At 55.4% G+C, this 23,645-nt stretch carries 20 protein-coding genes and 1 pseudogene; 14 read left to right on the forward strand and 7 right to left on the reverse strand.

All coding sequences use genetic code 11. The features are described 5' to 3' along the window. Window positions 1–19: 19 nt before the first annotated feature. Window positions 20–994 carry an acrylyl-CoA reductase (NADPH) gene (acuI, locus tag QMG90_RS02075; RefSeq protein ID WP_283282518.1) on the reverse strand — a complete coding sequence of 325 codons (975 nt, stop codon included), beginning with the start codon at window positions 992–994 and terminating at the stop codon, window positions 20–22. A gap of 229 nt (window positions 995–1,223) precedes the next feature. Between acuI and csrD the strand changes: the two genes are divergently transcribed. From csrD to tldD, 8 genes are all read left to right on the forward strand, one after another. Then, window positions 1,224–3,164, forward strand: coding sequence for an RNase E specificity factor CsrD (gene csrD / locus QMG90_RS02080; protein ID WP_283282519.1), 1,941 nt, complete (start codon window positions 1,224–1,226; stop codon window positions 3,162–3,164). 308 nt (window positions 3,165–3,472) lie between these two features. Continuing rightward, on the forward strand, window positions 3,473–4,516 hold the full coding sequence (gene mreB / locus QMG90_RS02085; protein WP_006818047.1) for a rod shape-determining protein MreB: 1,044 nt from the start codon (window positions 3,473–3,475) through the stop codon (window positions 4,514–4,516). A 67-nt stretch (window positions 4,517–4,583) separates the two neighbouring features. Continuing rightward, a complete protein-coding gene (gene mreC / locus QMG90_RS02090; RefSeq protein WP_038160742.1) occupies window positions 4,584–5,603 on the forward strand; it encodes a rod shape-determining protein MreC in 1,020 nt (339 codons plus the stop codon). Next, the gene (gene mreD / locus QMG90_RS02095; protein ID WP_283282520.1) at window positions 5,603–6,091 is read left to right on the forward strand and encodes a rod shape-determining protein MreD; all 489 of its coding nucleotides are present in this window, start codon (window positions 5,603–5,605) and stop codon (window positions 6,089–6,091) included. Before mreC ends, mreD begins: the two co-directional genes overlap by 1 nt. A gap of 7 nt (window positions 6,092–6,098) precedes the next feature. Further along, entirely contained in the window at window positions 6,099–6,692 is a 594-nt protein-coding gene (locus QMG90_RS02100) for a Maf family protein (protein ID WP_283282521.1), read from the forward strand. Beyond that, on the forward strand, window positions 6,682–8,151 hold the full coding sequence (rng, locus tag QMG90_RS02105; RefSeq protein WP_283282522.1) for a ribonuclease G: 1,470 nt from the start codon (window positions 6,682–6,684) through the stop codon (window positions 8,149–8,151). The genes QMG90_RS02100 and rng overlap by 11 nt, the downstream gene beginning before the upstream one ends. 78 nt (window positions 8,152–8,229) lie before the next feature. Continuing rightward, window positions 8,230–12,018, forward strand: a complete 3,789-nt coding sequence (yhdP, locus tag QMG90_RS02110; protein ID WP_283282523.1) for an AsmA2 domain-containing protein YhdP — start codon at window positions 8,230–8,232, stop codon at window positions 12,016–12,018. 88 nt (window positions 12,019–12,106) lie between these two features. Next, entirely contained in the window at window positions 12,107–13,552 is a 1,446-nt protein-coding gene (gene tldD / locus QMG90_RS02115) for a metalloprotease TldD (RefSeq protein ID WP_283282524.1), read from the forward strand. Window positions 13,553–13,581: 29 nt separating this feature from the next. Here the strand turns inward: tldD and aaeR are convergent, their stop codons facing one another. Continuing rightward, window positions 13,582–14,532 (reverse strand): HTH-type transcriptional activator AaeR, encoded by a 951-nt coding sequence (gene aaeR / locus QMG90_RS02120; RefSeq protein WP_283282525.1) that lies wholly within the window; start codon window positions 14,530–14,532, stop codon window positions 13,582–13,584. A 127-nt stretch (window positions 14,533–14,659) separates the two neighbouring features. Here aaeR and aaeX point away from each other — a divergent pair, with 127 nt between their 5' ends. From aaeX to QMG90_RS02145, 5 genes are all read left to right on the forward strand, one after another. Next, complete coding sequence (gene aaeX / locus QMG90_RS02125) at window positions 14,660–14,863, forward strand: p-hydroxybenzoic acid efflux pump operon protein AaeX (protein ID WP_038160762.1); 204 nt, start codon at window positions 14,660–14,662, stop codon at window positions 14,861–14,863. A gap of 7 nt (window positions 14,864–14,870) precedes the next feature. Next, window positions 14,871–15,803, forward strand: coding sequence for a p-hydroxybenzoic acid efflux pump subunit AaeA (gene aaeA, locus QMG90_RS02130; RefSeq protein WP_283282526.1), 933 nt, complete (start codon window positions 14,871–14,873; stop codon window positions 15,801–15,803). Window positions 15,804–15,808: 5 nt separating this feature from the next. Next, window positions 15,809–17,776, forward strand: a complete 1,968-nt coding sequence (gene aaeB, locus QMG90_RS02135) for a p-hydroxybenzoic acid efflux pump subunit AaeB (RefSeq protein WP_283283865.1) — start codon at window positions 15,809–15,811, stop codon at window positions 17,774–17,776. An 85-nt stretch (window positions 17,777–17,861) separates the two neighbouring features. Continuing rightward, complete coding sequence (locus QMG90_RS02140) at window positions 17,862–19,316, forward strand: NAD-dependent succinate-semialdehyde dehydrogenase (protein ID WP_283282527.1); 1,455 nt, start codon at window positions 17,862–17,864, stop codon at window positions 19,314–19,316. A gap of 52 nt (window positions 19,317–19,368) precedes the next feature. Next, window positions 19,369–19,641, forward strand: coding sequence for a barstar family protein (locus tag QMG90_RS02145; protein WP_283283866.1), 273 nt, complete (start codon window positions 19,369–19,371; stop codon window positions 19,639–19,641). 49 nt (window positions 19,642–19,690) lie between these two features. On the opposite strand, the gene yhcN-B is transcribed toward QMG90_RS02145, so the two are convergent. From yhcN-B to QMG90_RS22400, 4 genes and pseudogenes are all read right to left on the reverse strand, one after another. Beyond that, window positions 19,691–19,957 (reverse strand): DUF1471 family stress response protein YhcN-B, encoded by a 267-nt coding sequence (gene yhcN-B, locus QMG90_RS02150; RefSeq protein WP_283282528.1) that lies wholly within the window; start codon window positions 19,955–19,957, stop codon window positions 19,691–19,693. 109 nt (window positions 19,958–20,066) lie between these two features. Then, window positions 20,067–20,330, reverse strand: a complete 264-nt coding sequence (gene yhcN / locus QMG90_RS02155) for a peroxide/acid stress response protein YhcN (RefSeq protein ID WP_283282529.1) — start codon at window positions 20,328–20,330, stop codon at window positions 20,067–20,069. 370 nt (window positions 20,331–20,700) lie between these two features. Next, a complete protein-coding gene (gene argR, locus QMG90_RS02160) occupies window positions 20,701–21,171 on the reverse strand; it encodes a transcriptional regulator ArgR (RefSeq protein ID WP_283282530.1) in 471 nt (156 codons plus the stop codon). Continuing rightward, a pseudogene (locus QMG90_RS22400) lies at window positions 21,128–21,321 on the reverse strand (hypothetical protein). The gene argR and the pseudogene QMG90_RS22400 overlap by 44 nt, the downstream one beginning before the upstream one ends. A gap of 250 nt (window positions 21,322–21,571) precedes the next feature. Here QMG90_RS22400 and mdh point away from each other — a divergent pair. Then, window positions 21,572–22,510 carry a malate dehydrogenase gene (mdh, locus tag QMG90_RS02165; RefSeq protein ID WP_283282531.1) on the forward strand — a complete coding sequence of 313 codons (939 nt, stop codon included), beginning with the start codon at window positions 21,572–21,574 and terminating at the stop codon, window positions 22,508–22,510. Window positions 22,511–22,562: 52 nt separating this feature from the next. Here the strand turns inward: mdh and degS are convergent, their stop codons facing one another. Next, window positions 22,563–23,633 carry an outer membrane-stress sensor serine endopeptidase DegS gene (gene degS, locus QMG90_RS02170; RefSeq protein ID WP_283282532.1) on the reverse strand — a complete coding sequence of 357 codons (1,071 nt, stop codon included), beginning with the start codon at window positions 23,631–23,633 and terminating at the stop codon, window positions 22,563–22,565. Between the last annotated feature and the right edge of the window lie 12 nt (window positions 23,634–23,645).

The following is a 23,645-nucleotide window of genomic DNA, read 5'->3' on the forward strand; positions in this document are numbered from 1 at the left end:
ATGTCACCAAATTTGATGATTACGCTAACTTCACCAGCGTACGGCCCTGCGTCTGGTTATTGATGATTTTGTCAGCATATTCCGGCGCCTGCGCCAGGGTGATTTCCGTGGCGCTTTGCACGAAAAAGGACTCAGGCAGATCCTGCGTCAGACGCTTCCACGCTTCGGCACGACGAGCCGCGGGTGTCATGACGGAATCGACACCCTGCAGGCGTACGTTACGCAGAATAAATGGCATAACCGTGGTCGGCAGCGCAAAGCCACCCGCCAGACCGCAGGCCGCGACGCAGCCGCCATAGTTCATCTGCGCCAGCACTTTCGCCAGCACTTTATCGCCCACGGTATCTACTGCACCGGCCCACAGTTGTTTTTCCAGCGGACGGGATTCGGAAAATTCATCACGCCCCAAAATGCGGTTAGCACCCAACGAGCGCAGATAGTCATGGGTGCTTTCGCGACCAGATACCGCGGTCACCTGATAACCGAGCTTGTGCAGCAGCGCCACAGCCGTACTGCCCACGCCGCCGCTGGCGCCGGTCACGACAATCTCGCCATCCTGCGGACGAATACCGGCATCTTCCAGCGCCATCACGCACAACATTGCCGTAAAGCCCGCGGTGCCGATAATCATCGCTTTGCGTCCGTCCAGACCCTGCGGCATAGCAACCAGCCAGTCACCTTTTACCCGTGCACGCTGCGACAGGCCACCCCAGTGGTTTTCCCCCACGCCCCAGCCGGTAAGCAGCACCTGCTGGCCGACATGAAAACGCGGATCTTCGCTGCTGTGTACCACACCCGAGAAATCAATCCCCGGCACCATCGGGAAGTTGCGAATGATTTTGCCTTTGCCAGTGATCGCCAGCGCGTCTTTATAATTGAGGCTGGACCACTGGATATCGACACTCACATCGCCTTGCGGCAGCTGACTTTCGTCAAGGGGCTGAACGGACGCGACGGTTTTTCCGTCCTGCTGTTCTAAGATTAACGCCTGCATAACCTTTCCTCAGTTGCACGGTGATTGGAAAAAAATTTCTGAAGACTATACTCGCTAATTGCACATTGATGCCGATATAGCGCAATAAAGCGCAATAAATTGCCAGATCTACCAGGTCTGGTAGTATGCGTCTTCTTTTTTGCAAGTTAGTGCTTACTTAGTAGTATGGGCTAACCCGGGGGTCCGCCAATCAGACGGGCGATTTTTCATCTGCGGAGTTAATACAGGGATGCGATTAACGACGAAATTTTCGGCTTTTGTCACGCTGCTGGTCGGTCTGGCAATTTTCGTAACCCTGGTGGGTTGCTCGCTGAGCTTTTATAACGGGATCCAGATTAAGCTCCAGCACCGCGTGCAGGCGGTCGCGATCACGCTGGATAACCGCCTCATGACGACCCCGTTCGACAAACTGCGTCCGCAGCTGGATGAGCTGCTGGAGCCCGTCGACATCGTTCGTCTCGACTTTCTCGTCGGTGGAAAACCGATATTTAACCATGTCCGGCAAGTCAGCTATCGTCCCGCCGGCAGCAGCTATCAGTATCGCGAGCTGGAAGTCAGTTCGCTGAAAAACCCGGGCATGACGATTCATGTGGTCTACCTGGATCCAATGGTGAATTATTTCAATTCATTATCGACGACAGTGCCGCTGACGCTGGCGATTGCCTTTATGGTGCTGGTGATTTTTTTCTCTGTGCGCTGGCTGCGACGACAACTGGCCGGGCAGGAGTTGCTGGATTCTCGTTCGGCAAGGATCTTAAACGGCGCGCGCGGTCAGCAGGCAAAAGGCTCGGTACACGAATGGCCCGCCCGCACCAGCAGCGCGCTGGATATGCTGCTCTCCGAGATTCAGTTTGCCAGCGATCAGCGCAGCCGCATGGATACGCTGATTCGCTCTTATGCCGCCCAGGATACGCGCACCGGGCTGAGCAATCGCCTGTTCTTCGACAATCAACTGGCGACACTGCTGGAAGATCAGGAAAAGGTCGGAGCGCACGGGATAGTGATGATGATCCGTCTGCCGGATTTCGACCTTTTGCGTGATAATTGGGGGCGAACAGCCGCAGAAGAGTATCTATTCACCGTAATTAACCTACTTTCTACCTTTATATTGCGCTATTCGGGTGCGCTTCTTGCGCGTTATCATCGTAGTGATTTTGCGGTGCTTTTGCCGCACCGGACGTTAAAAGAGGCAGACAGCATCGCCAGTCAGCTGTTGAAAGCCATGGAAGCGCTGCCGACGACGAAAATCCGTGAGCGTGATGACATGATGCATATCGGCATCTGCGCCTGGCGGAGCGGTCAGTCGACGAACCAGGTGATGGAACATGCCGAAGCGGCTACCCGTAACGCCGTGCTTCAGGGAAGTAACGGTTGGGCCGTGTATGACGATTCGCTACCGGAAAAAGGGCGCGGCAACGTGCGCTGGCGAACGATGATCGAACAGATGTTGACCCGTGGCGGTCCGCGCTTCTACCAGAAACCGGCAGTGACGCTTGAGGGTCGGGTTCATCATCGTGAACTGATGTGTCGTATTTATGATGGGCAAGAAGAAGTCATCTCGGCGGAATATATGCCGATGGTATTACAGTTCGGGTTGTCGGAAGAGTATGACCGGTTGCAGATCACGCGCCTGATTCCTTTTCTCTCGTTCTGGCCAGAAGAAAATCTGGCGTTGCAGGTAACGGTGGAGTCGTTGATCCGCCCGCGTTTCCAGCGCTGGCTGCGGGATACATTAATGCAATGCGAAAAATCGCAACGAAAACGCATTATTTTTGAACTTGCTGAGGCGGATGTTTGTCAACATATCAGCCGTTTACAGCCTGTTATGCGTTTAATTAGCGCTTTAGGTGTACGCGTCGCTGTGATACAAGCAGGTTTAACGCTGGTCAGTACGGACTGGATCCAGCTTCTGGACGTTGAAATTATTAAGCTTCATCCAGGACTGGTGCGTAATATTGAGAAGCGAAGTGAAAACCAGCTTCTGGTACAAAGTCTGGTGGAAGCCTGTAAAGGCACCTCGACCCGGGTTTTTGCCACCGGGCTACGCCGCCGGGGCGAGTGGCAGGTACTGACAGAGTGTGGCGTCACGGGGGGGCAGGGCGATTTTTTTGCGGGCTCACAGCCACTTGACACCAGTGTGAAAAAATATTCTCAAAGATACTCTGTTTGACCTGCCGTTTAGCGTGTTTTCACGTAGAATAACGCGCGCTGTTTCTGTGGGGGTGTGCTTGGCTACCTGACAGAGGATCACAGATTAAAATTGCACGTAAACGACCTTAGACAGGTTGCAAATGCAGGCGAGGAACGCAGCTGGTTGTTTCAGCGCTGAAGGAGTCAGGCAAAGAATTTGTCACTAAGGAACGAACTGCACAAATTTTCACCGTAGCAGATGATTTTTGCGCCTTGTCGCTGCTGCGTGTGGTTGGTAAAGTAAGCGGATTTTGTTTTCCGCCCCAGCTTTCAGGATTATCCCTTAGTATGTTGAAAAAATTTCGTGGCATGTTTTCCAATGACCTGTCCATTGACCTGGGTACCGCGAATACCCTCATTTACGTAAAAGGACAAGGCATCGTACTGAATGAGCCTTCCGTTGTGGCCATTCGCCAGGATCGTGCCGGTTCACCGAAAAGCGTGGCTGCCGTCGGTCATGAAGCTAAGCAGATGCTGGGCCGTACGCCTGGCAACATCGCAGCAATTCGTCCGATGAAAGACGGCGTGATCGCCGACTTCTTCGTGACGGAAAAAATGCTGCAGCACTTCATTAAACAAGTGCACAGCAACAGCTTCATGCGCCCGAGTCCGCGCGTTCTGGTCTGTGTACCGGTTGGCGCAACGCAGGTTGAACGCCGTGCGATCCGCGAATCCGCTCAGGGCGCTGGCGCTCGTGAGGTCTTTCTGATTGAAGAACCGATGGCGGCGGCGATCGGCGCAGGCCTGCCGGTTTCCGAAGCGACAGGCTCTATGGTCGTGGATATCGGTGGTGGTACCACTGAAGTTGCCGTTATCTCTCTGAACGGCGTGGTCTATTCCTCTTCTGTCCGTATCGGCGGTGATCGTTTCGATGAAGCTATCATTAATTATGTCCGTCGTAATTACGGCTCCCTGATTGGCGAAGCGACCGCTGAACGCATCAAGCATGAAATCGGTTCGGCTTATCCGGGTGATGAAGTCCGCGAAATCGAAGTCCGTGGCCGTAACCTGGCAGAAGGCGTGCCGCGCGGTTTCACGCTGAACTCCAACGAAATCCTGGAAGCGTTGCAGGAGCCGTTGACCGGTATCGTGAGTGCGGTCATGGTGGCGCTGGAACAGTGCCCGCCGGAACTGGCTTCTGATATCTCCGAACGTGGGATGGTGTTGACCGGTGGTGGTGCGCTGTTGCGTAACCTCGACCGCCTGTTAATGGAAGAGACAGGTATTCCTGTCGTAGTTGCAGAAGATCCACTGACTTGTGTCGCGCGTGGCGGCGGCAAAGCGCTGGAAATGATCGACATGCACGGCGGCGACTTGTTCAGCGAAGAGTAGTCGGTTTGAGGCCAGGGGGAGCAAGCCGCTGCCCCTGACTTCACTGACACGAGAAGACGCATAGCCTATGAAGCCAATTTTTAGCCGTGGCCCGTCGCTACAGTTTCGCCTTATTCTGGCGGTGCTGGTGGCGCTTGGTGTCATTATCGCCGACAGTCGCCTCGGTACGTTCAGCCAGATCCGAACGTACATGGATACCGCCGTCAGCCCTTTCTATTTTATCTCAAACGGTCCTCGTGAAATGCTCGACAGCGTTTCGCAGACATTGGCCTCACGCGATCAACTCGAACTGGAAAACCGGGCGTTACGCCAGGAACTGTTGCTGAAAAACAGCGACTTACTGATGCTGGGTCAGTACAAGCAGGAAAACGCGCGCCTGCGCGAACTGCTCGGTTCCCCGCTGCGTCAGGATGAGCAAAAGATGGTCACCCAGGTCATCTCCACCGTTAACGATCCTTACAGCGATCAGGTGGTGATCGACAAAGGCAGCGTCAATGGCGTGTATGAAGGGCAGCCAGTAATCAGCGACAAAGGCGTCGTGGGTCAGGTGGTCGCCGTGGCGAAACTGACCAGCCGCGTATTGCTGATTTGTGATGCAACCCATGCGTTGCCGATTCAGGTATTACGTAACGATATTCGCGTGATTGCGGCGGGTAACGGCTGCACCGATGATTTGCAGCTTGAACATCTGCCTGCCAACACCGATATCCGCGTTGGCGACGTGCTGGTGACCTCCGGTCTTGGCGGTCGTTTCCCGGAAGGGTATCCGGTTGCGGTGGTTTCCTCCGTGAAACTGGATACGCAGCGTGCGTACACTGTCATTCAGGCGCGTCCAACCGCCGGGCTGCAGCGTTTGCGTTATCTGCTGTTGTTGTGGGGCGCTGACCGTGAAGGCACAAACCCGATGACCCCGGAAGACGTCCATCGCGTGGCTAACGAACGCCTGATGCAGATGATGCCGCAGGTATTGCCGCCGCCGGACGCCATGGGCCCGCCTGCGCCGATCCCGGCACCAGCGACCGGTCTGGCGCAACCGCCGACCGCGCAGCCGCAGCCAGCGCAACCGCTCCCGACGGGAGGGCAGTAGTGGCAAATTACCGTAGCCAGGGACGCTGGGTTATCTGGCTCTCGTTTTTTATCGCACTGTTGCTGCAAATTATGCCCTGGCCGGATGAGATCAGTGTCTTCCGGCCAAACTGGGTACTTTTAATTCTGCTCTATTGGATCCTGGCGTTACCGCATCGCGTCAATGTTGGCACCGGTTTTATTGTCGGTGCCATACTGGATCTCATTAGCGGCTCTACACTGGGCGTTCGCGCACTCTCTTTAAGTATTGTTGCTTATCTCGTTGCGCTGAAATATCAGCTCTTCCGTAACCTTGCGCTCTGGCAGCAGGCGTTGGTGGTGATACTCCTGTCGCTGGCTGTGGATATCATTGTTTTCTGGGCTGAGTTTTTAGTGATCGACGTCTCTTTCCGACCGGAAGTGTTCTGGAGTAGTGTAGTGAACGGAGTGCTCTGGCCGTGGATTTTCCTGCTGATGCGGAAAATCCGCCAGCAATACGCAGTGCAATAAGGTTCTTATGACAGCTCTTTATCTTGCATCCGGCTCCCCGCGTCGTCAGGAGTTACTCACCCAACTCGGCATCACTTTTGAGAAAGTCGTTCCCGGGATTGAAGAACAGCGTCGTCCGCAGGAGAGCGCACCGCAGTATGTGTCGCGGCTGGCGCGTGAAAAAGCGCAGGCGGGCGTGGCGCTGACGGCGGAGAATTTGCCGGTACTGGGGGCGGATACTATTGTTATTCTCAATGGTGAAGTGCTTGAAAAACCTCGCGATGGCGAACACGCCGCCGCGATGCTGCGTCTGCTTTCTGGTAAGACGCATCAGGTAATGACGGCGGTGGCGCTGGCGGACAGCGAGCACATGCTGGATTGTCTGGTGGTGACGGACGTGACGTTCAGGGTTCTTTCTGAGCAGGACATCGCTGACTACGTGGCCAGCGGTGAACCTTTAGATAAAGCAGGTGCATACGGTATTCAGGGGCTGGGTGGCTGTTTCGTCAGGAGGATAAATGGCAGCTATCATGCCGTGGTCGGCTTACCGCTGGTGGAAACGTATGAGTTGCTGAGTAATTTTAACTCACTACGTGAGAAAAAGGATCATCATGACGGCTGAATTATTAGTGAACGTAACCCCATCGGAAACGCGCGTGGCGTACATCGATGGCGGTATCCTGCAGGAAATTCATATTGAGCGCGAAGCACGGCGCGGGATCGTAGGCAATATCTACAAAGGTCGGGTCAGTCGCGTACTACCCGGTATGCAGGCGGCTTTTGTAGATATTGGTCTGGACAAGGCGGCGTTTCTGCACGCCTCGGATATCATGCCCCATACCGAATGTGTGGCGGGCGAAGAGCAAAAGCAATTCACCGTCCGCGACATCTCCGAACTGGTGCGCCAGGGGCAGGATCTCATGGTGCAAGTGGTGAAAGACCCGCTCGGCACCAAAGGCGCACGCCTGACAACCGACATTACCTTACCGTCCCGCTATCTGGTGTTTATGCCCGGCGCCGCGCATGTCGGCGTATCGCAACGCATTGAAAGCGAAGCCGAACGTGAACGCCTGAAAAAAATCGTCACCGCCTATTGCGATGAAGAAGGCGGGTTTATCATCCGCACCGCTGCCGAAGGCATCCCGGAAGAGGATCTTTCCTCTGATGCGGCGTACCTGAAGCGTGTGTGGACGAAAGTCATGGAGCGCAGAAAACGCCAGCAGACTCGCTATCAGTTGTACGGTGAGCTGGCGCTGGCGCAGCGCGTGTTGCGCGATTTCGCCGATGCGCAGCTTGACCGCATTCGTGTGGACTCCCGCCTGACGTTTGAAGCGCTGCTGGAATTTACCGCCGAATATATCCCGGAAATGACCAGCAAGCTGGAGCACTACAGCGGTCGGCAGCCGATTTTCGATCTCTTTGATGTCGAAAATGAAATCCAGCGCGCGCTGGAGCGCAAAGTGGAGCTGAAATCCGGCGGCTATCTGATCATTGATCAGACGGAAGCGATGACCACCATCGACATCAACACCGGCGCGTTCGTCGGGCATCGTAATCTCGACGACACTATTTTCAACACCAATATTGAAGCGACTCAGGCCATAGCGCGCCAGCTGCGTCTGCGCAATCTCGGCGGCATTATTATCATCGATTTTATCGACATGAGTAATGACGATCATCGCCGCCGCGTGCTGCACTCTCTGGAACAGGCATTAAGCAAAGATCGGGTGAAAACCAGCATTAATGGTTTCTCTCAGCTTGGCCTGGTGGAGATGACCCGAAAACGGACGCGAGAAAGTGTGGAACATGTGCTGTGTAATGAGTGTCCTACCTGTCATGGCCGTGGCACGGTAAAGACGGTCGAGACGGTGTGCTACGAAATTATGCGCGAGATTGTGCGTGTTCATCACGCCTACGAATCCGATCGTTTCCTGGTCTACGCGTCGCCTGCGGTGGCGGAAGCCCTGAAAGGGGAAGAGTCGCACGCGCTGGCGGAAGTGGAAATCTTCGTCGGTAAGCAGGTCAAAGTTCAGATTGAACCGCTCTATAATCAGGAGCAGTTTGATGTGGTCATGATGTAATACGAACACTGCTTTACACGAATCATTTGAAGAGGCGGGTGAATGGATGAAGTGTAAGGCGCTGACAAGGAGAGAGGCGTGAGGCGTTTGCCGGGGATTTTACTGCTCACCGTGGCAGCACTGATTGTCATCGTCGCGCTGCTGGTGAGTGGCCTGCGTCTCGTCTTGCCACAGCTGAACACATGGCGTCCTCAGCTACTGGAAAAAATCACTGCCTCGACTGGTATCCCTGTTGATGCTTCTTCCGTCACCGCCAGTTGGGAGAATTTTGGCCCGACGCTCGATGTTCGCGATATTAACGCGGGCCTGAACGACGGCGGCGAGCTTTCCGTAAAACGCGTCACGCTGGCGCTGGATGTATGGCAAAGTTTGCTGCACATGCGCTGGCAGTTTCGTGATCTCACCTTCTGGCAACTGCGCGTTCATACCAACACGCCACTGCAAAGTAACGACAGCGACAGCATTAAAAGCGATCGTATCAACGATCTTTTCCTTCGTCAGTTTGACCATTTTACCCTACGCGACAGCCAGCTCAGCTTCCTGACGTTATCCGGTCAGCGGGCGGAACTGTCAGTACCGCAACTGACCTGGCTTAACAGCGACAATCGCCACCGCGCGGAAGGCGAGCTGAGCCTCTCCAGCCTGACGGGGCAGCACGGCGTTATGCAGGTTCGTATGGATCTGCGTGATGAAAACGGCATTCTGAATAAAGGCCGCGTGTGGCTTCAGGCTGATGACATCGACGTGAAGCCCTGGCTGGGTCGCTGGATGCAGGACAACATTGCGCTGGAGTCCGCACGGTTCAGTCTCGAAGGCTGGATGACGCTGAATAAAGGCGAAGTGGAGAGCGGCGATCTGTGGCTGAAACAGGGCGGTGCGAGCTGGCTGGGCGCGCAGCAAACACACCGTCTTGATGTCGACAATCTCACCGCGCACCTGACCCGAGAGCGTGAAGGCTGGACGATGCGCATTCCGGATACCCGTATTGCCATCGACGGTACCCGCTGGCCGACCGGGGCGCTGGCGATGGCCTGGGTGCCCGCACAGGAAGTGGGCGGCCCCACCGGTATGCGCAGTGATGAATTGCGTCTGCGCGCCACCAACCTTGATCTCGGCAGCCTGAAAGGTCTGTTGCCGATTGCCGAAAAACTCTCGCCATCGCTGGGTGAGATCTGGCAGACCACCCAGCCCACCGGCACGGTGGATGCGCTGGCAGTTGATATCCCGCTGCAACAAACCGAAAAAACGCGTTTTCAGGCGACATGGAATAACCTCGCCTGGAAACAGTGGCAACTGCTGCCGGGGGCAGAACATTTTTCCGGTAAAATCGAAGGCGGCGTTGAAAACGGCGCGCTGACGGTCACGATGAATCAGGCAGTCATGCCCTACGAAACGGTTTTCCGCGCACCGCTGGAAATCGAAAAAGGGGTGGCTAACCTCCGCTGGGTAAAGAATGAAAAGGGCTTTATGCTCGATGGCCGGGACATCGACGTACAGGCGAAAGCGGTTCATGCCCGCGGTGGGTTCCGTTATCTTCAGCCGAAAGACGATGCCCCGTGGCTGGGTATTCTCGCCGGGATCAGCACCGACGATGGTGGTCAGGCGTGGCGATATTTCCCGGAAAACCTGATGGGCAAAGCGCTGGTGGACTACCTCAGCGGAGCCATCAAAGGCGGTCATGCTGATGATGCGACGCTGGTCTACAGCGGCAACCCGCATCTGTTTCCCTATAAGCATAATGAAGGCCAGTTCCAGGTCTGGGTACCGCTGCGTGATGCGACTTTCGCATTCCAGCCTGACTGGCCCGCGCTGACGAATCTGGATATCGACCTCAACTTCCTCAATGACGGGTTGTGGATGAAGGCCGATGGCGTGAAGCTTGGCGGCGTGACGGCAAACAACCTCAATGCGGCGATCCCGGACTACTCGAAAGAAAAACTGCTGATTGATGCCGATATTCATGGGCCGGGGAAAGCGGTCGGGCCATATTTTAAAGAGACGCCGCTGGACGATTCACTCGGCGCGACGCTGGACGAGTTGCAACTGGATGGCGATGTTAACGCCCGCCTGAACCTCGACATCCCGCTGGACGGGGAAATGACTACCGCCAAAGGCGAGGTACAGCTGCAAAACAACAGCCTGTATATCAAGCCGCTGAACAGCACGCTGAAAAACCTCAGCGGCCGGTTCAGCTTTGTGAACGGTAATCTGCAAAGCGACCCGCTGACCGCTAACTGGTTCAATCAGCCACTGAATCTGAATTTCTCTACCGCCGAAGGGCCAACGTCTTACAACGTCAACGTTAACCTCGATGCCAACTGGCAGCCGACGCGCACCGGTTTGTTGCCGAAAGCCGTCGAAGACGCGCTGAGCGGCAGTGTGCCCTGGGAAGGGAAAGTCGGCATTGAGATCCCCTACAAGGGCGGCTCGAAGTACACCGTTGACCTCACCGGCGATCTGAAAAACGTAAGCAGTCACTTACCTCCGCCAGTGGACAAGCAGGCGGGTAAGCCAATGCCAGTGAAAATCAATGTCACAGGCGGGATGGACAGCTTTAACCTGACCGGGAAGCTGGGCGGCGGCGAATTTTTCAACAGCCGCTGGCTGCTCGACAACAAGCTGACGCTGGATCGCGCCATCTGGGCATCAGACAGTCGTAGCGTGCCGCCGTTGCCGGATCAGCCCGGTGTTGAGCTGAACCTGCCGGCGATGGACGGCGCGCAATGGCTGGCGCTTTTCCGTCAGGGTGCGGCAGATAATGTCAGCAATGCGGCCCGCTTCCCCGAACGCGTCACGCTACGCACGCCGGCGCTGGCGCTGGCGGGGCAGCAGTGGAACAACCTCAGTATTGTCTCGCAACCGACATCCGATGGTGCCACGATCGACGCGCAGGGGCGCGAAATCAATGCCAGTCTGACGATGCACAAGAACGCGCCCTGGCTGGCGGCGATTCGCTACCTCTACTACAACCCGGCGGCTGCGCAAGGGGCATCTCCTGAGACCACGCTGTTGGGCGATCAGCGAATTAACTTCCAGAACTGGCCCGCGTTGCAACTGCGCTGCAAAGAATGCTGGCTGTGGGGGCAAAAATATGGCCGCATTGATGGCGACTTCAGCGTCAACGGCGACACCCTGAGCCTCACTGATGGCGTGCTGGATACCGGTTTTGGGCGTATCACGGCCAGCGGCGTATGGGTCAACGGCCAGACGGGTCAGCGCACCTCGCTGAAAGGCAAAGTGCGTGGCGACAAGGTCGACGCGGCGACGAACTTCTTTGGCATCGAGACGCCGATTCGCGGTTCCTCATTCACCACCGATTACGATCTCCACTGGCGCGCAGAGCCCTGGAAGCCGGACGTCGCCTCGCTTAATGGCATTATCAAAGCGCGTCTGGGGAAAGGCGAGTTCACCGATATCAGCAGCGGGCACGCCGGGCAACTGCTGCGCCTGCTTAGTGTCGATGCTCTGCTGCGTAAGCTGCGCTTCGACTTTAGCGATACGTTCAGCGAAGGTTTCTGGTTCGATTCGATTCGCAGTACCGCATGGATTAAAGACGGCATTCTGCATACCGACGACACGCTGGTGGATGGCCTTGAGGCGGATATTGCGATGAAAGGGTCGGTCAACCTGGTGCGCCGGGAACTGGACATGGAAGCCGTCGTCGCGCCTGAAATCTCCGCCACGGTAGGTGTCGCCGCCGCGTTTGCCGTTAACCCGATCATCGGCGCGGCGGTGTTTGCCGCCAGCAAAGTACTCGGCCCGCTGTGGAGCAAAGTCTCCATTCTGCGCTATCGCATCACTGGTCCGGTGGATAAACCGCAGATCAACGAAGTGCTGCGCCAGCCGCGCAGCGAGACAACGCAATGATTTGACGTGAGCTTTGAATTGCCTCACTCTCAATAGATAAAATCTTTCATACCGTCGCGCTGAGCGGCAACCGAAGAGTAGCATAACGATGAGTCTGAACCTGGTAAGTGAACAACTACTATCGGCAAATGGCCTGAATCATCAGGACCTGTTTGCCATTCTTGGTCAACTGACGGAGCGTCGTCTCGATTACGGCGATCTCTATTTCCAGTCGAGCTATCACGAGTCCTGGGTTTTAGAAGACAGCATCATTAAAGACGGTTCGTATAACATTGATCAGGGCGTTGGCGTCCGCGCGGTGAGCGGCGAAAAAACCGGTTTCGCCTATGCTGACCAAATCAGCAAACTGGCGCTGAAGAACAGTGCCGAAGCCGCGCGTACCATCGTGCGTGAAAGTGGCGACGGGAAAGTGAAAACCCTCGGCGCCGTGGAGCATACGTCACTCTATACCAGCCTTGATCCGCTGCAGAGCATGAGCCGTGAAGAGAAGCTGGATATTCTGCGTCGCGTGGATAAAACCGCGCGCGCGGCAGACAAGCGGGTGCAGGAAGTGTCTGCCAGCCTGACCGGCGTGTATGAGTTGATCCTGGTGGCGGCAACGGACGGCACGCTGGCCGCCGATGTGCGCCCGCTGGTACGTCTTTCCGTTAGCGTGCTGGTGGAAGAGGACGGCAAACGCGAGCGCGGCGCCAGCGGTGGTGGCGGTCGTTTTGGCTATGACTATTTCCTCGCTGATCTTAACGGCGACGTACGTGCCGACGCCTGGGCGAAAGAGGCTGTGCGGATGGCGCTGGTGAATCTGTCGGCGGTGGCGGCACCTGCCGGAACCATGCCGGTGGTACTGGGTGCGGGCTGGCCTGGTGTATTGCTGCACGAAGCGGTGGGGCATGGTCTGGAAGGTGATTTCAACCGCCGTGGCACCTCCGTATTTAGCGGTCAGATGGGGCAACTGGTGGCGTCTGAACTTTGCACCGTGGTGGATGACGGCACGATGGTTGATCGTCGTGGTTCTGTGGCCATTGATGACGAAGGCACGCCGGGGCAATACAACGTACTGATCGAAAACGGCGTGCTGAAAGGCTACATGCAGGACAAGCTCAACGCACGTCTGATGGGCGTCTCTCCTACCGGTAACGGCCGCCGCGAATCTTACGCGCATCTGCCGATGCCGCGAATGACCAACACTTACATGCTCGCCGGGAAATCAACGCCGCAGGAGATCATCGAATCCGTTGAGTACGGTATTTTCGCGCCGAACTTTGGCGGCGGTCAGGTGGATATCACCTCCGGCAAATTTGTTTTCTCTACCTCAGAAGCGTATCTGATTGAGAACGGGAAAGTGACTACGCCGGTGAAAGGCGCGACGCTGATTGGCTCCGGCATTGAAGCTATGCAGCAGATCTCAATGGTCGGTAACGATCTGAAGCTTGATAACGGTGTCGGCGTCTGTGGCAAAGAAGGGCAGAGTCTGCCGGTAGGCGTGGGTCAGCCGACGCTGAAGGTTGATAACCTGACCGTCGGCGGCACCGCATAACCCACGCCTCACTCCGCATGGCGCGGCGCTCAGTTTCCTGACGTCCGCGCCTGCTGCAGATTGCCTCGTCCGTGCATTCCCTGATACAACTGCGATACCCCAACGAAATAGTCGGTCAGCGCGTTAATGCAGACCTGCACTTTCAGCGGCAGCTTATCTTTTTCGGTATAAAGCGCATAGACCGGTCGCGGGTCGGACTGATAGCGCGGCAGCAGCGTCTCCAGCACGCCCTGATTGATCTCATTGATCACCCACATCAGCGGGACGTAGGCGATGCCTGCGCCCGCCGCCAGCCAACGGTTCAGGGTCATCGGATCGTTGGTGACAAAACGCCCCTGTGGAATTAAGCGAGTGGAAATCCCTTCCGGGGCGATCAGTTCGAACTCATTATCCGGACGCACGCTATACTCAAGCCATGAATGGCTGGCGAGGTCGGCGGGTTTTTCGGGCGTTCCGGCCTGTTGCAGATAGCTTTTCGCCGCACATAACACCATCGGCATCGAACCCAGACGGCGTGAAAACAGGCTGGAATCCTGCAGCGCACCGACGCGGATCACCACGTCGAGACCATCAGCGATCAGATCCGGCGCAGGAATGCCGGTCACCAGATTCACGGTCAGTCCTGGGTGCTCTTTCAGCATTTCAGCGGTGATATTGGCGAGCACATTTTGTGCCATCGTTGAAGAACAACCAATGCGCAATGTGCCGATGGGGGTGTTGTTAAAGGCGTAGAGCTGCTCGTGAACATCCTGCACTTCATGCAGCATCCGGCGGCAGCCCTGGTAGTAAATTTTACCCGCTTCCGTCAGACCAATGCTGCGTGTACTGCGGTTGAGCAACTTGACCTGCAACTCATCTTCCAGTTTCGATACTGTCTGGCTGATTGAGGAGACGCTCATTTGTAGCTGTCGTGCCGCCGCCGTGAAGGAGCCAAATTCGACCACTTTGGCAAATACCGTCATGCGTTTTAGTCTTTCCATTATTCACTCTGGCTTAAAAGTGATTTAGATCACATATCGTAGATAAGAGGATAACAGTTACGTTAATATACTGTTAGCTGAATAATAAAAAGCATCGCTTCTCACCTGCTCCCAAATCAAGGTCAACATGAGTCTGTTCCCCGTCATCGTGATTTTCGGTCTGTCATTTCCGCCGATCTTCTTTGAATTGCTTCTGTCGCTCGCCATCTTCTGGCTGGTTCGCCGGGTGCTTATCCCCTCCGGGATCTACGATTTTGTCTGGCACCCCGCGTTGTTTAATACGGCGCTGTACTGCTGTCTTTTCTATCTGATATCGCGTTTGTTCGTTTGAGGTCGCTGTGAAAACACTTACAAGAAAAATCTCCCGTACGGCCATCACACTGATACTGGTTATTCTGGCGTTTATGGCTGTTTTCCGTGCCTGGGTTTATTACACGGAATCGCCGTGGACGCGTGACGCGCGCTTCAGTGCTGACGTCGTTGCCATCGCTCCGGATGTCGCTGGTCTCATCACTGAGGTGAATGTAAAAGATAACCAACTGGTGAAGAAAGATCAGGTGCTGTTTGTCATCGACCAGCCGCGCTATAAAAAGGCGCTGGAAGAGGCCGAAGCCGATGTGGCTTATTACCAGGCGCTGGCCAGCGAAAAACGCCGGGAAGCGGGTCGCCGTAATCAGTTAGGCATTCAGGCGATGTCGCGTGAAGAGATTGACCAGGCGAATAACGTGCTGCAAACGGTCCAGCATCAGCTGGCGAAAGCGCAGGCCTCACGCGATCTGGCGCGTCTGGATCTGGAGCGCACCATCATCCGCGCACCCGCGGACGGCTGGGTCACCAACCTTAACGTCTATGCTGGTGAGTTTATTACCCGCGGCTCTACGGCGGTGGCGTTGGTGAAAGAAGGGTCGTTTTATGTCATGGCCTACATGGAAGAGACCAAGCTGGAAGGCGTGCGCCCGGGCTATCGCGCAGAAATTACGCCGTTAGGCGGCTCGGTTGTGCTGAAAGGCACAGTGAACAGCGTGGCGGCCGGGGTGACCAATGCCAGCAGCAGCAGCGATAGCAAAGGCATGGCTACCATCGACTCTAACCTTGAATGGGTGCGTCTGGCCCAGCGTGTGCCGGTGCGCATTCATCTCGATCAACAACACGGCAATCTGTGGCCGGCCGGTACCACCGCCACCGTCGTCATTACCGGCGCGAAAGATCGCGACGAGCGCCAGATGACATTTTTCCAGAAACTGGCGCTGCGCCTGCGTGAGTTCGGTTAATCGTGATGGGCATTTTTTCTATCGCCAGCCAGCATATTCGCTTTGCGCTTAAGCTTGCCTGCGCGATTGTGCTGGCGCTGTTTGTCGGCTTTCACTTTGAGCTGGAAACGCCGCGCTGGGCGGTGCTAACCGCCGCGATTGTCGCGGCAGGCCCGGCCTTTGCCGCCGGTGGCGAGCCTTATTCCGGCGCTATCCGCTATCGCGGCATGCTGCGAATCATTGGTACCTTCATCGGTTGTATCGCCGCGCTCACCATTATCATTCTGATGATCCGTGCGCCACTGCTGATGATCCTGGTGTGCTGTGTGTGGGCGGGTTTCTGTACCTGGATCTCTTCCCTGGTTCGCGTGGAAAACTCCTACGCCTGGGGGCTGGCGGGGTACACCGCGCTTATCATTGTGATCACCATTCAGACCGAGCCGCTACTGACGCCACAATTTGCGGTGGAGCGCTGTAGCGAGATCGTGATCGGCATTGTCTGTGCGATCGCCGCTGATCTGCTGTTTTCCCCGCGATCGATCAAGCAGGAGATCGACCGTGAGCTTGACGCACTGTTGGTGGCGCAATATCAACTGATGCAACTGTGCATTCGCCACGGTGACAGCGAAGAAGTGGACAAAGCCTGGAGTGCGCTGGTGCGCCGCGCCCAGGCGATGGAAGGGATGCGCAGCAACCTGCGTATGGAATCCTCGCGCTGGGCCAAAGCCAACCGTCGCCTGAAAGCGCTGAACACGCTTTCCCTGACGCTCATAACTCAGGCCTGTGAAACTTACCTGATTCAAAATACCCGCCCGGAACTTATTACAGACACCTGGCGGGAATTGTTCGACGCGCCGGTCGAGACGCCACAGGATGTGCATAAACAGCTCAAACGCATGCGTCGCGTACTGGTGTGGACCGGTGAACACGATACGCCAGTGACGATTTACAGCTGGATTGGCGCTGCCACGCGCTATCAACTACTCAAACGCGGCGTGATCAGCAATGCCAAAATCAGTGTTCGCGAAGAAGAGATCTTGCAGGGCGAAGTGGTCGTGCGCGCGGAATCCGCTGAACGCCATCACGCAATGATCAACTTCTGGCGCACCACAATTTCCTGCGTGCTTGGTACGCTGTTCTGGCTGTGGACGGGCTGGACGTCGGGCAGCGGCGCGATGGTCATGATCGCGGTAGTAACGTCACTGGCGATGCGTCTGCCAAACCCGCGCATGGTGGCGATCGACTTTATTTACGGTACGCTGGCCGCGCTGCCGTTGGGGGCGCTCTTTTTCCTGGTGATTATTCCCTCAACGCAACAAAGTATGCTGCTGTTGTGCATCAGCCTTGCTGTGCTGGCGTTCTTCATCGGTATTGAGGTGCAGAAACGGCGGCTGGGTTCGCTGGGGGCGCTGGCGAGCACCATCAACATCATCGTGCTTGATAACCCGATGACCTTCCATTTCAGCCAGTTCCTCGACAGCGCGCTGGGCCAGCTGGTGGGGTGTTTCCTGGCGTTTATGGTGATCCTGTTGATCCGCGATAACTCTCAGGCACGTACCGGTCGCGTGTTGCTGAACCAGTTTGTCTCGGCGGCGGTATCCGCGATGACCACCAACACGGCACGACGCAAAGAGAACCGTCTTCCGGCCTTGTATCAACAGCTGTTTTTGCTGCTGAATAAATTCCCCGGCGACCTGGCGAAATTCCGCCTCGCCCTGACGCTTATCATCGCCCATCAGCGCCTGCGCGACGCACCGGTGCCCATTAATGACGATCTCTCCGCCTTTCACCGTCAGTTGCGTCGCACCGCCGATCAGGTGATCGCCGCTAACAATGACGTCAAACGTCGTCGTTACTTTACGCAACTGCTGGCAGAGCTCGATGTGTATCAGGAAAAACTGCGAACCTGGGAAGCGCCGCCGCAGGTGACCGAACCGGTCAGGCGGCTGGTGGGTATGCTCAACAAATACCAGAATGCGCTGACCGATAACTAACCCTCCGAAAACCGACGCCAGAAGCGTCGGTTTTTTTGTGGCTATACTTATTTGTCAGGCAGAACACAATACACCAGGAGGACAAATGACAATGCAGGCGCTTCAGGATCACGAGCTGTTTCGGACCGGTTATTTCGTTGACGGAGTCTGGAAAAACCTCGACACCACCTTTGACGTGGTGAACCCGGCGACCGGAGAAACCCTGGCGAAGGTCGCGAAAGCCGGTAAGAAAGAGACCGAAGAGGCCATTGCGGCCGCCAGTAAAGCCTTTCCCGGCTGGCGGGCGAAAACCGCAAAAGAGCGTTCGGAAATACTCAACAAATGGTATCAGTTGATCATCGAGAACAAATCCTGGCTTGGCAGGCTGATGACCGCCGAGCAGGGAAAACCCATTAAAGAAGCCGAAGGGGAAGTGGATTACGCCGCCAGCTTTATCCAGTGGTTTGCCGAACAGGCGAAACGCGCTAATGGCGAAATTATCCCGGCGGTGAAACCCGGTTCGCGCATTCTGGCGACCCGCGAACCCGTTGGCGTGGTCGCGGCGATTACGCCGTGGAACTTCCCGATGGCGATGCTGACACGTAAGCTCGGCCCGGCGCTGGCCGCAGGCTGTACGGGGGTGATTAAACCCGCGAATAATACGCCGCTGAGCGCCTTTGCGCTGCTGCAACTGGCGAAAAAGGCCGGTGTCCCGGATGGGGTACTGAATGCCGTGGCGGGCAATACGCCAGAAATCAGCGATGCCATTATGGCGAGCCATGAGGTGCGCAAAATCTCCTTCACCGGGTCGACGGCAGTTGGTAAAACGCTGGTACGCAACGCCGCGGAAACCATGAAGAAAGTGTCGATGGAGCTGGGCGGCAATGCGCCTTACATCGTCTTTGAGGACGCTGACATCGATGCCGCCGTCAAAGGGGCGATCGCCAATAAATTCCGCAATGCCGGTCAGGTGTGCGTGAGCGTCAACCGCTTCTATATCCATGAAAACGTTTATGACGCGTTTACCCGTCAGCTTGCCGATGCGGTGAATGCGCTGAAGGTCGGTAACGGTGTGGAAGAGGGCGTGGTGGTTGGCCCGTTGATTGAACCATCGGCCGTTGAAAAAGTGAAAGAGCATGTTGCCGACGCGGTAGAAAAAGGCGCTCGCGTGCTGGCCGGGGGCAAACCGCACGCGCTGGGCGGTAATTTCTGGCAACCGACGGTACTCGGCGAGTGCAGCGACAACATGAAGCTGGCGCAAGAAGAGACCTTTGGGCCCGTCGCCGCCTGCTTCCGTTTCACCACCGAAGATGAAGTCATTCAGCGGGCGAATAACACGCCGTTTGGTCTGGCGGCCTACTTCTATACGCAGAATCTGCAACGCGTTTTCCGCGTCTCTCAGGCGCTGGAAAGCGGCATGATCGGCATCAATGAGTGTTCTGTTTCGACAGAGCTTGGTCCGTTCGGCGGCGTGAAGGAATCCGGCCTGGGTCGTGAAGGCTCTGTCCTGGGGCTGGAGGAGTTTCTGGAAGTGAAAACCCTGCACCTTGGGGGATTGTAAGCGAGTAAGGAAACGGGTGGCGCTCGCCACCCGTATGGGATGGGGCGCAGGCATGAAAATCTACACGTTTGATTTTGACGAAATCGAAACCATGGATGATTTTTACCAGCAATTTCGCCGCGTTTTCGCACTGGCGCGTGAACAGGTCAACGATCTGGATTCGCTGTGGGATGTGGTGACGGGAAACGTATTGCCGCTGCCGCTGGAGATCGAGTTTTCCCATCTCAGCGACGTTCAGCGCCGACGGTTTGGCGCATTGATCCTGCTGTTTGATGAAGCCGAAGAAGAGTCGGAAGGGCAGCTGCGCTTTAACGTTCAGCTATAAAAAAGCCCCCGGCGAGCGGGGGCAAGTCGTCGGACAAGACGACGAGGGTTTATTTGTACAGTTCTGCCGTGGCGTGCCAGCTGGCATCAGCACGGGCTTCAATAATGCGGTAGGCGGAAGCGCCTTCTTTTTCTGCCTTCGCATCCAGTGCCTGGCGCATATCCATCGGTGCGCTACCAATCTGAGAAACAGAAATGGTGCCCATCGGCTGCAGGTTACGGGCCTGGTCAGCACTGACCTGATGTACCGCGGCGCTGGCGCCGAAAGAAAGAACAGAAGCTAAACCAAGGGATGCGATGATCATTGCGCGTTTCATAATCTTTTTTACTCCATAAAATTGGGTCGTATCAGCGGCGAGAAGGGTTCAACTGCTTTTTTTATGCCTGGTAGCCGCTGACGAATAACAGATCGGAGATACTCAGCGTTTATTTGTACAGTTCTGCAGTAGCGTGCCACTGGTCGCCGTTATGGGCTTCAATCACACGGTAGGACGTTGCGCCTTGCTCATCGGCTTTTTTGCTCAGCATGGCGTTCATGTCCATCGGAGACGACGCGATGGCGCCAACGGAAACGGTACCGATAGGCTGACGGTTTTGTGCCTGCTCACTGGTGATGGAATCAGCAGCGAAAGCGCCAAAAGAGAGCGCGGACAGGAGACTCAGGACTGCTACAGTGTTAGTCGTTTTCATAATCTTTACCTCGTCGAATTTTTTCGTGGGGCCCTCATTTCGTGACCCTCATCACAAAATAAAGTATACACTCGTCACGGAAAAAATTAATACCCTGCTAATGGTTTACTGCCTTATTACTCGCTAAGAAAATGATTTTTTATAACATGGAGGAATTAAAAAAGCAGAGTGACGCTTATTTATCTTAACGAACGATAAGAAAATCATATAGATAACCGCATTTAACGATTTGTGCGTTAGTATTCGCTGGGTGAATGGTTTTGACTGGTGAATCGCACTATTTGTTAAAGTAAAAGCGAGATATGTTGCGTTTACGTTGCAACAGGAGAGCGTAACCCTCTGGCCGGATGCCAGAGGGCGTTATAGCGGTTCAGAGTTCCTGTTCGAACAGCTCCAGAATGGCTTCAAACAGCTCCTTCACGGAGAAACCGCGGGCCGGTGTGGTGAAGATAGTATCGTCGCCAGCGATGCTGCCGAGGATGCCTTCTGCTTTACCCAGCGAGTCCAGTAGGCGTGCGATCAACTGTGCCGCACCCGGGCTCGTGTGGATAACCACCACAGAATCGTTGTAATCAATATCCAGAACCAGATTTTTCAGCGGGCTGGAGGTCGTCGGGACACCCAGTTCGGCAGGCAGGCAGTAGACCATTTCCATTTTGGCGTTGCGTGTGCGCACTGCGCCAAACTTCGTCAGCATACGGGAGACTTTGGACTGATTGATATTATCGAATCCATCCTCCTGTAACGCCTGGACAATCTCACCCTGAGAACTGAATTTTTCTTCTTTTAGTAGCGATTTAAATGCTTTTACTAACTCTTCTTGTTTTGCCGAGCTTCGCATATGTCACCCGTATCATGGCGGAGAAAACAACATTATTATGCATTTGAATGAATTTTTATGCAAATGGTCTGCCACGGAAAAGGCTGAAATAATGTTATGAAAGGGAGGGATTTTATCAAAAAACGTTATCAAGAAACATGCCTGTGTCACGAGACGAAAATAAGGGTAAAAGTAAAATAAATGTTATAAAAATGATGTTGTTTTGCTAGTCTGGCAGGGTGTATTGTAACCAACAGTCAACCGTTTTCCGGCGGCGACGGTGAGTGATTCTTAAAAGATTGTTGAATCGGTATGTACCCCGCATTCTAAAAGTGATCTTATTGTAATTATTGAACTTGTGAATTAAGGTCGCCGCAGCGAGATAACGGTAGATTAAATTAACCATAATAAGGAGTTTAGGATGAAAGTCGCAGTCCTTGGCGCAGCTGGCGGTATTGGCCAGGCGCTTGCCCTACTACTTAAGACCCAACTGCCTTCAGGCTCAGAACTCTCCCTGTATGATATCGCGCCGGTAACCCCTGGCGTGGCCGTGGATCTTAGCCATATTCCTACCGATGTAAAAATCAAAGGTTTCTCCGGTGAAGATGCAACGCCGGCGCTGGGTGGTGCTGACGTGGTGCTTATCTCCGCGGGTGTGGCGCGTAAGCCGGGAATGGATCGTTCCGATCTGTTCAACGTCAACGCGGGCATCGTGAAAAACCTGGTGCAGCAGATTGCAAAAACCTGCCCGAAAGCCTGCATTGGTATCATTACTAACCCGGTTAACACCACGGTTGCTATCGCGGCCGAAGTGCTGAAAAAAGCCGGCGTTTATGACAAGAACAAGCTGTTTGGCGTCACCACGCTGGACATCATTCGTTCCAACACCTTTGTTGCCGAACTGAAAGGCAAAAAGCCGACTGACGTTGAAGTGCCGGTGATCGGCGGTCACTCAGGCGTGACCATTCTGCCGCTGCTGTCGCAGATCCCGGGCGTGAGCTTCTCCGATCAGGAAGTCGCTGATCTGACCAAACGTATCCAGAACGCGGGTACCGAAGTGGTTGAAGCAAAAGCCGGTGGCGGCTCCGCAACCCTGTCCATGGGTCAGGCGGCCGCGCGTTTCGGCCTCTCGCTGGTGCGTGCGTTGCAGGGCGAAAAAGGTGTTGTGGAATGTGCTTACGTTGAAGGCGACGGTCAGCATGCCCGTTTCTTCTCTCAACCGCTGCTGCTGGGTAAAAACGGCATTGAAGAGCGTAAGCCAATCGGCAAACTGAGTGCTTTCGAACAACAGGCGCTGGAAGGTATGCTGGACACGCTGAAGAAAGATATCGCGCTTGGCGAAGAGTTCGTGAACAAGTAAGTTTTCGCGGATGCAAAAACCGGAGCCTCAGGCTCCGGTTTTTTTATGGCTGTCAGTTGGTGGCGGGGTATTCCTGCACCGTCACAGACAGGGTGATTTTCTTATCATCACGCATCACGACCACCTCGATTTCAGAACCCGGGCGAATTTCTGCCACCTGATCCATCGTCTCCAGGGCGGAGATAGCCGGTTTACCGTTCACCGACGTGATGACGTCGTTAACCTGAATGCCTGCCAGCGCCGCCGGGCCGCCAGGCGCCACTTCGTTGACCACAATCCCCTGGAGCTGATCGATCCCGCCGCCACTTTGCGCATGCAGCGGGGTAATTTCGCGCCCGCCAATGCCAATATAGCCACGAATCACGCGACCATCGCGGATCAGCTTATCCATGATTTTGGTGGCGAGCTGGAAGGGAATGGCGAAACCGATCCCTTCCGGCGTTTCTCCGTCGTTACTCTTATCGAAAGAGAGGGTGTTGATACCCATCAGTTCACCCAGTGAGTTTACCAGTGCGCCGCCGGAGTTGCCGTGGTTGATGGAGGCGTCGGTTTGCAGGAAGTTTTGTCGCCCGGTGGGGTTCAGGCCGATACGACCGGTGGCGCTGATAATCCCCTGCGTAATGGTCTGTCCGAGGTTGTACGGGTTGCCGATCGCCAGTACCACGTCGCCAATATGCGGAATGCGTTTCGGGTTGATGGGGATAATCGGCAAACCGCCGGTGGCGTTGATTTTGAGCACCGCCAGGTCAGTCAGCGTGTCGGAACCAACCAGCAACGCTTCAAAGACCCGGCCATCCTGCAGGGCGACGATGATCTGGTCGGCATCGTTGATCACATGCTTGTTGGTAATGATATAGCCGCGGTCATCCATGATGACACCGGAGCCGAGCGTACGGATCTCCAGTTGATTATTGGTGGTGCTGTTGAGTCCACGGTTATAGACGTTAACGACCGCAGGCGCAGCGCGTCGCACCGCCTGATTGTAACTGGTGGGTGATTCATCCGCACTGTCGAAACTGGCGGTGGTTTGGGTACCAATCTGGCGCAAGGACGGCATGGCGGCTAATAAAATACCACCAACAATCAAACCGATCGCGGTCGAACGTATGAGCTTTACAAGCATGATGCTGATATC

Source organism: Trabulsiella odontotermitis, from assembly GCF_030053895.1.
In the GTDB taxonomy this organism is placed as follows: Bacteria; Pseudomonadota; Gammaproteobacteria; order Enterobacterales; family Enterobacteriaceae; genus Trabulsiella; species Trabulsiella odontotermitis_C.

What these genes read in the sequence shown, in the direction of transcription:
- mreC (WP_038160742.1), top strand. Translation starts at nt 4,584, where the DNA reads ATGAAGCCAATTTTTAGCCGTGGCCCGTCGCTACAGTTTCGCCTTATT.
- QMG90_RS02145 (WP_283283866.1), top strand. Translation starts at nt 19,369, where the DNA reads ATGAAAATCTACACGTTTGATTTTGACGAAATCGAAACCATGGATGAT.
- rng (WP_283282522.1), top strand. Translation starts at nt 6,682, where the DNA reads ATGACGGCTGAATTATTAGTGAACGTAACCCCATCGGAAACGCGCGTG.
- aaeB (WP_283283865.1), top strand. Translation starts at nt 15,809, where the DNA reads ATGGGCATTTTTTCTATCGCCAGCCAGCATATTCGCTTTGCGCTTAAG.
- QMG90_RS02140 (WP_283282527.1), top strand. Translation starts at nt 17,862, where the DNA reads ATGACAATGCAGGCGCTTCAGGATCACGAGCTGTTTCGGACCGGTTAT.
- degS (WP_283282532.1), bottom strand. Translation starts at nt 23,633, where the DNA reads ATGCTTGTAAAGCTCATACGTTCGACCGCGATCGGTTTGATTGTTGGT.
- tldD (WP_283282524.1), top strand. Translation starts at nt 12,107, where the DNA reads ATGAGTCTGAACCTGGTAAGTGAACAACTACTATCGGCAAATGGCCTG.
- mdh (WP_283282531.1), top strand. Translation starts at nt 21,572, where the DNA reads ATGAAAGTCGCAGTCCTTGGCGCAGCTGGCGGTATTGGCCAGGCGCTT.
- QMG90_RS02100 (WP_283282521.1), top strand. Translation starts at nt 6,099, where the DNA reads ATGACAGCTCTTTATCTTGCATCCGGCTCCCCGCGTCGTCAGGAGTTA.
- yhcN (WP_283282529.1), bottom strand. Translation starts at nt 20,330, where the DNA reads ATGAAAACGACTAACACTGTAGCAGTCCTGAGTCTCCTGTCCGCGCTC.
- argR (WP_283282530.1), bottom strand. Translation starts at nt 21,171, where the DNA reads ATGCGAAGCTCGGCAAAACAAGAAGAGTTAGTAAAAGCATTTAAATCG.
- yhcN-B (WP_283282528.1), bottom strand. Translation starts at nt 19,957, where the DNA reads ATGAAACGCGCAATGATCATCGCATCCCTTGGTTTAGCTTCTGTTCTT.
- csrD (WP_283282519.1), top strand. Translation starts at nt 1,224, where the DNA reads ATGCGATTAACGACGAAATTTTCGGCTTTTGTCACGCTGCTGGTCGGT.
- aaeX (WP_038160762.1), top strand. Translation starts at nt 14,660, where the DNA reads ATGAGTCTGTTCCCCGTCATCGTGATTTTCGGTCTGTCATTTCCGCCG.
- mreB (WP_006818047.1), top strand. Translation starts at nt 3,473, where the DNA reads ATGTTGAAAAAATTTCGTGGCATGTTTTCCAATGACCTGTCCATTGAC.
- acuI (WP_283282518.1), bottom strand. Translation starts at nt 994, where the DNA reads ATGCAGGCGTTAATCTTAGAACAGCAGGACGGAAAAACCGTCGCGTCC.
- aaeR (WP_283282525.1), bottom strand. Translation starts at nt 14,532, where the DNA reads ATGGAAAGACTAAAACGCATGACGGTATTTGCCAAAGTGGTCGAATTT.